The organism is Bradyrhizobium sp. Arg237L, from assembly GCF_029990105.1.
Taxonomy (GTDB): domain Bacteria; phylum Pseudomonadota; class Alphaproteobacteria; order Rhizobiales; family Xanthobacteraceae; genus Bradyrhizobium.
The window spans coordinates 42,514-51,713 of sequence record NZ_JAQMIL010000075.1; the positions used below are offsets into that span (position 1 = coordinate 42,514).

The following is a 9,200-nucleotide window of genomic DNA, read 5'->3' on the forward strand; positions in this document are numbered from 1 at the left end:
GGTGATGAGGAGCCGCAATGCTCGAACAATCCGCTGAGCCCAACCTCATCGACATCCGCGGCGTCTGCCGCTCTTTTCCCAAGGGCAGCGGCGAGAACCTTTTGGTGCTCGAAAACGTCGACCTGACGATCCGCGCAGGCGAGATCGTCGGATTGCTCGGCCGCTCCGGCTCCGGCAAATCGACGCTGCTCCGTATCATCGCCGGCCTCGTCGATCCCTCCTCAGGCGAGGCGGCCTGTCGCGGCAAGAAGATCGCAGGTCCCCCGAACGGCGTCGCGATGGTGTTCCAGTCGTTTGCACTGTTTCCCTGGCTCACGGTGCTGCAGAATGTCGAGCTCGGGCTCGAAGCACTCGGCATCGACGCCGCCGAGCGGCGCACCCGCGCGCTGGCCGCGATCGACCTGATCGGCCTCGACGGCTTCGAATCCGCCTACCCCAAGGAGCTGTCCGGCGGCATGCGCCAGCGTGTCGGCTTCGCGCGTGCCCTGGTGGTGCATCCGGACCTGCTCCTGATGGACGAGCCGTTCTCGGCGCTGGACGTGCTGACCGCCGAAACACTGCGCACCGACCTGATCGACCTCTGGACCGAAGGGCGCCTGCCGATCAAATCGGTGCTGATGGTGACGCACAATATCGAGGAGGCGGTGCTGATGTGCGACCGCATTCTCGTGTTCTCGTCCAATCCCGGCAGGGTGGCGACCGAGATCAAGGTCGATTTCCCGCATCCGCGCAACCGTTTGGATCCGGCGTTCCGGCAGCTCGTCGACAGCATCTATGGGCGCATGACGCAGCGGACCGACGGAAAGTCAACGACGGCGACCGAGATGATGTCCGGCGCAGGCGTCGGCACCGCGCTCGGCCATGTCTCGTCCAATGAACTGTCCGGCCTGATCGAGACGCTGGCAGCACCGCCCTATAATGGCCACGCCGACCTGCCGGTCCTCGCCGGCAGCCTGCAAATGGAGACGGACGAGATCCTCCATCTCGGCGAGTCGCTGCAGCTCTTGCGTTTCGCCCGATTGAGCGAGGGCGACCTGGTGCTGACGGAAGCCGGCCTGCGCTTTGCCAATCTCGAAACCGACGCGCGCAAGAAACTGTTCGCCGAGCATCTGATCAACTACGTGCCGGTGATGGGCCTGATCAAGCGCGTGCTCGACGAGCGCCCGTCCCACACCGCGCCCGCCGCGCGATTCCGCAACGAGCTCGAGGACTACATGTCCGAGGACTATGCGGATGAGACGCTAAAGACCATCGTCTCATGGGGACGCTATGCCGAGCTGTTCGCCTATGACGAACAGTCGGAGACGTTCAGTCTGGAGAACCCGCATTAGCGTTGACCGCGTAGCCCGGGTGAAGCGCAGCGCAACCCGGGACATGTGCATCAACGTTGACGAGCGGTCCCCGGTTTACGCTGCGCTCCACCCGGGCTACGGGCTACGATCTCTTCACCCCGCCGGCTGGAACGAATCGGGGCGGGCCATGGCCCAGGCATCGCGGAAACGGCGGTCCTGGGTGCCTTCGAGCAATTCGCCCGGGCGCAGCGCCGGGTAGAGTTCGGCAAAGGTACGGACTTCCGTGGTCGACGTCCGCTGCGTGAAATGGATTGGCCGCAACTCCTGCGGATGCTCGAGGCCGGCAGCGGCGAGCAGCTCCGCCAGCGCATGCAGCGTCGCGTGGTGATAATTGCAGACGCGCTCGATCTTGTCGGGCACGTAGAGCGCGCGGTTGCGGATCGGGTCCTGCGAGGTCACGCCGGTCGGGCAGCGGTCGGTGTGGCAGCTCAAGGACTGGATGCAGCCCAGCGCGAACATGAAGCCACGCGCCGAATTGCACCAGTCGGCGCCGATCGACATCGCGCGCGCCATGTCGAAGGCGGTCGCGACCTTGCCGGAGGCGCCGATCTTGATGCGGTTGCGCGCATTGATGCCAACCAGCGCATTGTGGGCAAAATTGACGCCTTCGCGCATCGGCATGCCCAAATGGTCCATGAATTCCAGCGGCGCCGCGCCGGTGCCGCCCTCATTGCCGTCGATCACGATGAAGTCGGGATAGATCCCGCTCTCAAGCATCGCCTTGCAGATCGCGAGGAATTCCCAGGGATGGCCGATGCACAGCTTGAAGCCGGCCGGCTTGCCGCCGGACAGCCTACGCATCTCGCCGACGAAGGCCATCATCTCAAGCGGCGTCGAGAAAGCCTTGTGCGAGGCCGGCGAAATGCAGTCTTCGCCCAAGGGAACGCCCCTGATCTTGGAGATCTCTTCCGAGACCTTTGCCGCCGGCAGCACGCCGCCATGGCCGGGCTTGGCGCCCTGGCTCATCTTGAGCTCGACCATCTTGATCTGCTCGTCGGCGGCCACGCGCGCGAACTCGTCCGGATTGAACGTGCCGTCGCGGTTGCGGCAGCCGAAATAGCCGGAGCCGATCTCCCAGATGATGTCGCCGCCCTTCTCGCGGTGATAGGGGCTGACGCCGCCTTCGCCGGTGTCATGCGCGAAGCCGCCCTTCCTGGCGCCGGCGTTCAGCGCGCGCACCGCGTTCGGGCTCAGCGCGCCGAAGCTCATCGCGGAGATGTTGAAGACGGAGGCGGAATAAGGCCTGGTGCAATCGGGACCGCCGATGGTGATGCGGAATTTCTCATTCGAATAGGGCTTCGGCGCTACCGAATGGTGCATCCACTCATAGCCCTCGCGGTAGACGTCCTCCTGGGTACCGAACGGCCGCTTGTCGAGCACCATCTTGGCGCGCTGATAGACGACGGCGCGGGTGTCGCGGGAGAACGGCATGCCGTCCTTCTCGCTCTCGAAGAAATACTGCCGCATCTCCGGGCGGATCTCTTCGAGCAGGAAGCGCAAGTGCGCCGAGATCGGATAATTGCGCAGCACCGCGTGGTGCTTCTGCATGAGGTCGCGGACGCCGAGCAGCGTCAGCGCGCCGAAGATCAGCAAGGGAATCAGGATGACGTCGATCAGCTTCCGGTCGACGATCCCGAACGCGAGCAAGAGAGCGGTGACGACCGAGCAAATCGTAAGCACGATGAAGCGCGGCGAGAACGGAAGCAGCAGCGTTTCCATGAAACCCCTCAGCAGACCCTGCCGGATTGTTGTTGGCGGGCGGGGGAGCCTAATCCATCCCGCGCCATCTGCCATACGGTATAATCGGCCTTCGGGTTCACGGATGTGACACCGGTGCCACCCGGTCCGGGGTGTTGTATTGCGCTGCAACGAAGGAGAACGCGGCCGCCCTCCGCCGTCATTCCGGGACATCGCGCAGCGATGGGCCCGGAATCCACCGGGCCGCAAACGCCTGCGGAGAAATGGATTCCGGGTTCGCGTTTCGCGCGCCCCGGAATGACGGGGGAGAGGGTGGCCTTGAGCAGAAAAGCTCAGCGCTCGACGAAGGCCTTTTCGATCACGAAATGGCCGGGCGCGCTGTGGTTGCCTTCGGCGAAGCCGCGGCCCTCGAACAGCTTGCGCAGGTCTTCCAGCATCGCTGGGCTGCCGCACATCATGATGCGGTCGGTCTCGAGATCGAGCGGTGACTGGTGGATGTCGTTGAAGAGCTGGTCCGAGGTGATCAGGTCGGTGATGCGGCCACGGTTGCGGAACGGCTCGCGCGTGACGGTCGGATAATAGAGCAGCTTCTCGGCGAGCAGCGGACCGAACAATTCGTCGTCGCGCAGATTGGCGACCAGCTCCTCGCCATAGGCGAGCTCGGCCACCTGGCGGCAGCCATGGACCAGCACGATGGTCTCGTAGCGGTCATAGACCTCGGGGTCCTTGATCAGGCTCGCAAAGGGGGCCAGCCCCGTGCCGGTCGACAGCAGCAACAGCCGCTTGCCGGGGATGAGATTGTCGGTGATCAGCGTGCCGGTCGCCTTGCGGCCGACCAGGATGATGTCGCCTTCCCGGATCTTCTGCAGCTTGGAGGTCAGCGGACCGTCCTGAACCTTGATCGAGAAGAACTCGAGCTCTTCCTCGTGATTGGCGCTCGCCATCGAATAGGCGCGCAGCAGCGGCCGGCCATCGATCTCGAGACCGATCATGGCGAACTGGCCGTTCTGGAAGCGGAAGCCGGTATCGCGGGTGGCTCGGAAGCTGAAAAGCGTATCAGTCCAGTGACGAACAGAAAGTACCTTCTCTCGATAGAACGCGCTCATGTGTCTGGTTTTTCCGATTGACCTTACATAAACGAGGTCGAGTAGCGGCTGCTCGACCGCACGAAATTGACTGACATCAAGGGGAAGCCCGCCTGCCCGTCGCGCCGCTGACACACATAATGGAATTCATCCATTGTGCAATTGCGAACTCGGCATGGCTGTCGATTGATTTCGCAGAATGGTTCAAAACATCGTTGTTAAGGTTTCCGGGGCGGCGCAATTAACTTGCTGGAAACGATCCCGATCAAGCAATTAATTCCACAGCGCGCCATCGAGAGAGGAAAATCGACTTGGCGATCCCAATCAGCCAGCGGATCTTCGTCGACGCGGTCACGAAATATTGCCTGGCCCGTAACATTACGGTCGAGGTGCGGTCGGAGGGCTGGCTGATCGTCATGCAACGTGGTGAGCGGCGGCACCTCGCCTTCGCCTATGACGTCGGGCTGAACAGCGCGGTCGCGCACCAGATCGCCAACGACAAGGCGGCCACCGCCGAGGTGCTGCAATGTTCCGGCGTCCCCTGCATCCCCCACACCCTGTTCCTGGGACCGAAGCTTGCAGCCTATACGCGTGCGCCCGGCTCCTGGGAAACGATGCTGCGCCTGCTGGCCGAGCATCCCAATGGCCTCGTCGTCAAGCCAAACGAGGGCACGTCGGGCGACGGCGTCTTCCGGGTGACGACCAAGCGTGCGCTCGAGCTCGCGGTCGGCAGGATCCTGGCGGCCTATCCGAGCCTCGCCATCTCGCCCTATGTCGAGATCGAGGACGAGGTCCGCGTCGTCCTGGTCGATGATCTTCCGGTCGTGGTCTACGGCAAGGAGCGTCCGTTCGTGATCGGCGACGGCAGGCACTTGCTGCTCGAGCTTGCGCTCGCGGCCGTGCCGGCCGGGCGGCGATCGACCGCGCTGCCCGGCCTGATGGCCGAGATCGGGCGGGCCGAACTCGATGCGATCGTCCCGGAGGGCGAGCGGCGCATCCTCAACTGGCGCCACAACCTCGATTCCGGCGCGCGGCCGGTGCTGCTGAAACAGGGCGAGACGCGCGACGCCTGCATCGAGATGGCAATCAAGGCCGCCCGCGCGATCGGCATCCGCTTCGGCTCGATCGACGTCGTACGCACCGACGGCGCCTGGCGGATCCTTGAAGTCAACGCCGGCGTGAAGATGGAAGCGCTCAGCCGCTCGCACCCGGAACTGGCTTATGCCGCGTATGAAGCGGCGCTGGATAGAGTGTTTGCGTAAGCATCAGTGCCGTAGGGTGGGCAAAGCGAAGCGTGCCCACCATCCACGTTCGGTGCAAGAAAGGTGGGCACGCTTCGCTTTGCCCACCCTACCCGTTCGCCCACGCAATCGCGCTAATTGCTCGTCCCCTCGTTATCATTCAGCGCCTTGAAGGCTTCCTCGAGCTGCGGCGAGATCGCGACGTCGAGGCGCTCGCCGGTCGGAAGCCGCGCGACGAACCATTTGTTGTAGAGCGGGATCAGGTCCCGGCCAGAGCCGAGCTTGCGGAAGGTGCGCTCGACCACGTCCTTCAACTGCGGCTCACCCTTGCGGTACATGATGCCGTAGGGATCGTAGGACAGGTAGTCGCCGACCACGCGAAACCTGTCCTGTGACTTGTGCCGCGCGATCAGGCCGTAGAGCAGGATGTCGTCGGTCGCGAACGCATCCGCCTTGCCGTCAACCAGCATCTGGTAGGACTGCTCATGGTCGGGCGAGGTCACGATGTTCAGCCCGAGCGAGAACTTCTTGTCGACATTGTGCATGGCCTGCTCGTTGGTGGTGCCCTTGGTCACCACCACGGTCTTGCCCTTGAGATCGGTCACGCCCGAGACGGAGGAGGTCTTCGGCACCATCAGTTTGGTGCCGGCGACGAAGATCAAAGGCGAGAACGCGACCTGCTTGGCCCGCTCGGAATTCGCCGTGGTCGACCCGCATTCGAGATCGATCTTGCCCTGCACAACAGCAGGAATGCGGTCGTCGGAGGTGACCTTGACGTAGTCGATCCTGAGATTGGCATCGTCGACCTCGACGCCGATCTCCTCCACGATCGCCTCGCACAGTTCGAGGCTGTAGCCGATCGGCCGGTTGGAATGGTCGAGGAAGGAGAACGGCGGCGAGCTCTCGCGGTAGCCGAGCCGCACCACATGCGTGTTCTTGATATTGGCAAGCGTCGAGCTAAGCCCCTCGCTTGCCGTCTGGGCGGCGGCCGGCGTTGCCAGCAGACATGCTACCAGCAACAGGCAGCCGGCCCATATCGCCTTCCTTGTCGCTTTCTTTGGGGGCTGATGCATGCAGCTCTCCCGTCAATGCGCCGGCACCGCGTCACCCGGCACCGCATCGGAAGGCACGGCATCGTCCGGCCCGAGCTCGTGCTCTTCCTTCAGCTCACCTTCCCACTTCGCGACCACGGCGGTGGCGAGCGAGTTGCCGATCACGTTGGTGGCGCTGCGGCCCATGTCGAGGAAGGTGTCGATGCCCATGATCATCAACAGGCCCGCCTCGGGAATGCCGAACTGGCTGAGCGTCGAGGCGATCACGACGAGGGAAGCGCGCGGCACGCCGGCGACGCCCTTGGAGGTGATCATCAAGGTCGCCAGCATCGCGAGCTGGGTGCCGAGCGACATGTCGATATGATAGGTCTGCGCGATGAAGATGCTGGCAAAGGTGCAGTACATCATCGTGCCGTCGAGGTTGAAGGAATAGCCGAGCGGCAATACGAAGGCCGAGATCCGGGACGAGGCGCCGAAGCGGTTCAATCCCTCCAGCGTCTTCGGATAGGCGGCTTCCGAGGATGCGGTCGAGAACGCGATCATCAGCGGTTCGCGGATCAGCCGCAACAGATGGCTGTAGCGCGGACCGATCACGATGAAGCCGACGATGACCAGGATCCCCCACAGGATCAGGAGCGAGACATAGAAGCCGCCCATGAACACGATCAGCTTCCAGAGCACGCCGAGCCCGTTCTTCGACACCGTTGCCATGATCGCGGCCCACACAGCAATCGGCGCGAACAGCATCACATAGCTCGTGACTTTCAGCATGATATGGGCGAGGTCGTCGATCAGGGCCATGATCGGCTTCGCCCGCTCCGGCATTGCGCCGAGTGCGACCGCGAAGAACACCGCGAACACCACGATCTGCAGGATCTCGTTCTGCGCCATCGCATCCGCGATCGAGGTCGGCACCAAGTGAATCAGGAACTTCTCAAAGGAAAACGCCGAGACCGGCAGGCCGGTCGACTGGCCCTTGTCGGGCAGCGTGCCCGGGAAGTTGGCGCCGGGCTGCAGCAGGTTGACCATGACGAGGCCGAGCAGGAGCGAGACGAAGGAGGCGGTGACGAACCAGCCCATGGTCTTCGCAAAGATACGCCCGAGCCGTGCGCCGGGGCCCATATGCGCGATGCCGCCGACCAATGTCGCAAACACCAGCGGCGCGATGATCATCTTGATCAGCCGCAGGAACAACATCGCGATCAGGTTTACGTCGGCTGCGATCTCGGCCCGGCTATCGGGCAGGAAGTTGTAGACAAAGGCCCCCATCACGATGCCAAGCGCCATCGCGATCAGAATGTACTGCGTAAACCTGCTCGACATGTTCTTACTCCCGTAAGTCACCCGGCAAGCGATGGAGTGTGGCAGATTTACGCACCGGCGCAACACGCTTTCGACCTGCGCGCGCATTGCTGCATGTTCCAGTTGTGGAATAGACACGCGGGGACTAGAGCATGATCCGGAAAAGTGGGAACCGGTTTTCCGGAAAGATCATGCTCAAACAAAAAGACGACCGTGGGCAGCGCACAATCTGTGCAGTCGGCCGCGCAGCGAGCACGCAATTGCATCGGGATTGACCAACAAAGGGAGGAACACCATGAGCGAGGCTATCAATCGTCAGATCCTGCTGGTGGAGAAGCCGACGGGGAAGCTTGGGGCTGAGCATTTCAGGATGGTCAACGGCAGCATCCCGGAGCCGAAGGACGGCGAGGCCCTGCTGCGGCTGCGCTATCTCTCGCTCGACGCCGCCAACCGCGCCTGGATGCATGGCGCGACCTACCGCGCTGCGGTCGAGGCCAACACCGTGATGTCCGGTGGCGGCATCGCCGAGGTGGTGGCGTCGAAGGCGCCAGGCCTTGCGCCAGGCGACATCGTGTTCGGCGACACCGGCTGGCAGCACTATGCCGCGGTGCCGGCAAGGCATCTGAACAAGATGCCGAAGCTCGAGCCGATGACGCACTTGCTGAGCGTGTACGGCATCGCCGGCCTCACTGCCTATTTCGGCCTGCTCCATGTCGGCAAGCCCAGGGAAGGCGAGACCGTCGTGGTCTCGGCCGCCGCCGGCTCGGTGGGTTCGATCGTCGGACAGATCGCAAAAATCAAGGGCTGCCGCGTGGTCGGCATCGCCGGCGGCAAGGACAAGTGCCACTGGCTGATCAGCGAACTCGGTTTCGACGCCGCGGTCGATTACAAGGACGGCGGCACCTACAAGGCGCTGCGGTCGGCCGCGCCTGATGGCATCGACGTCTATTTCGACAATGTCGGCGGCGACATCCTGGAAGCCTGCCTGCCGCAGATGAACAACCGCGGCCGAATCGCCTGCTGCGGCGCGATCTCGCAATATGACGGCGTCCCCTCCGCCCACGGCCCGCGCGGCGTGCCCGGATTGATCGTCGTGAAGCGGCTGATCATGCAGGGCTTCATCGTCATGGACTTCATGGACCAGCGTGACGCGGCGCTCGCCGACCTGCAGTCCTGGGTAGCGTCGGGCAAACTGAAGGTGCAGGAAGACGTGATCGACGGGCTGGAGAACGCGCCGGCCGCGCTGATCGGCCTGCTCGCCGGCGAAAACCGCGGCAAGCGCATGATCCGGGTGTAGCCCTAAGCACACAGCCGTCGTCCCGGCGAACGCCGGGACCCATAACCACAGGCTGTTGTTGTGGCAAGAGCAAGCGGTTGCGGCGGAGCACGCTACAAACGGCTGTGGTTGATGGGGTGGACGGCCCCCTACGGCATCAGTTGTGCCAGAATGAGGTTGTCGAAATCTCAAAC

The 9,200-nt window shown here is 63.4% G+C and carries 7 protein-coding genes; 3 read left to right on the forward strand and 4 right to left on the reverse strand.

Annotation, left to right across the window (positions count from 1 at the left end; all coding sequences use genetic code 11):
• Positions 1–17 precede the first annotated feature (17 nt).
• On the forward strand, positions 18–1,331 hold the full coding sequence (locus OZ411_RS34180) for a nitrate/sulfonate/bicarbonate ABC transporter ATP-binding protein (protein ID WP_130578534.1): 1,314 nt from the start codon (positions 18–20) through the stop codon (positions 1,329–1,331).
• A 114-nt stretch (positions 1,332–1,445) separates the two neighbouring features.
• On the opposite strand, the gene OZ411_RS34185 is transcribed toward OZ411_RS34180, so the two are convergent.
• Both OZ411_RS34185 and OZ411_RS34190 read right to left on the reverse strand, forming a co-directional pair.
• A complete protein-coding gene (locus OZ411_RS34185) occupies positions 1,446–3,071 on the reverse strand; it encodes an FMN-binding glutamate synthase family protein (RefSeq protein WP_282531456.1) in 1,626 nt (541 codons plus the stop codon).
• Positions 3,072–3,382: 311 nt separating this feature from the next.
• The gene (locus tag OZ411_RS34190) at positions 3,383–4,156 is read right to left on the reverse strand and encodes a ferredoxin--NADP reductase (RefSeq protein ID WP_130578533.1); all 774 of its coding nucleotides are present in this window, start codon (positions 4,154–4,156) and stop codon (positions 3,383–3,385) included.
• Between the two features lie 290 nt (positions 4,157–4,446).
• Here OZ411_RS34190 and OZ411_RS34195 point away from each other — a divergent pair, with 290 nt between their 5' ends.
• A complete protein-coding gene (locus OZ411_RS34195; protein ID WP_349017062.1) occupies positions 4,447–5,397 on the forward strand; it encodes a RimK-like protein in 951 nt (316 codons plus the stop codon).
• Positions 5,398–5,510: 113 nt separating this feature from the next.
• Here the strand turns inward: OZ411_RS34195 and OZ411_RS34200 are convergent, their stop codons facing one another.
• A complete protein-coding gene (locus OZ411_RS34200; RefSeq protein WP_282531457.1) occupies positions 5,511–6,449 on the reverse strand; it encodes an amino acid ABC transporter substrate-binding protein in 939 nt (312 codons plus the stop codon).
• A 12-nt stretch (positions 6,450–6,461) separates the two neighbouring features.
• Complete coding sequence (locus OZ411_RS34205; protein ID WP_282531458.1) at positions 6,462–7,751, reverse strand: dicarboxylate/amino acid:cation symporter; 1,290 nt, start codon at positions 7,749–7,751, stop codon at positions 6,462–6,464.
• A gap of 274 nt (positions 7,752–8,025) precedes the next feature.
• Here OZ411_RS34205 and OZ411_RS34210 point away from each other — a divergent pair, with 274 nt between their 5' ends.
• The gene (locus OZ411_RS34210; RefSeq protein WP_282531459.1) at positions 8,026–9,027 is read left to right on the forward strand and encodes an NADP-dependent oxidoreductase; all 1,002 of its coding nucleotides are present in this window, start codon (positions 8,026–8,028) and stop codon (positions 9,025–9,027) included.
• Positions 9,028–9,200 lie beyond the last annotated feature (173 nt).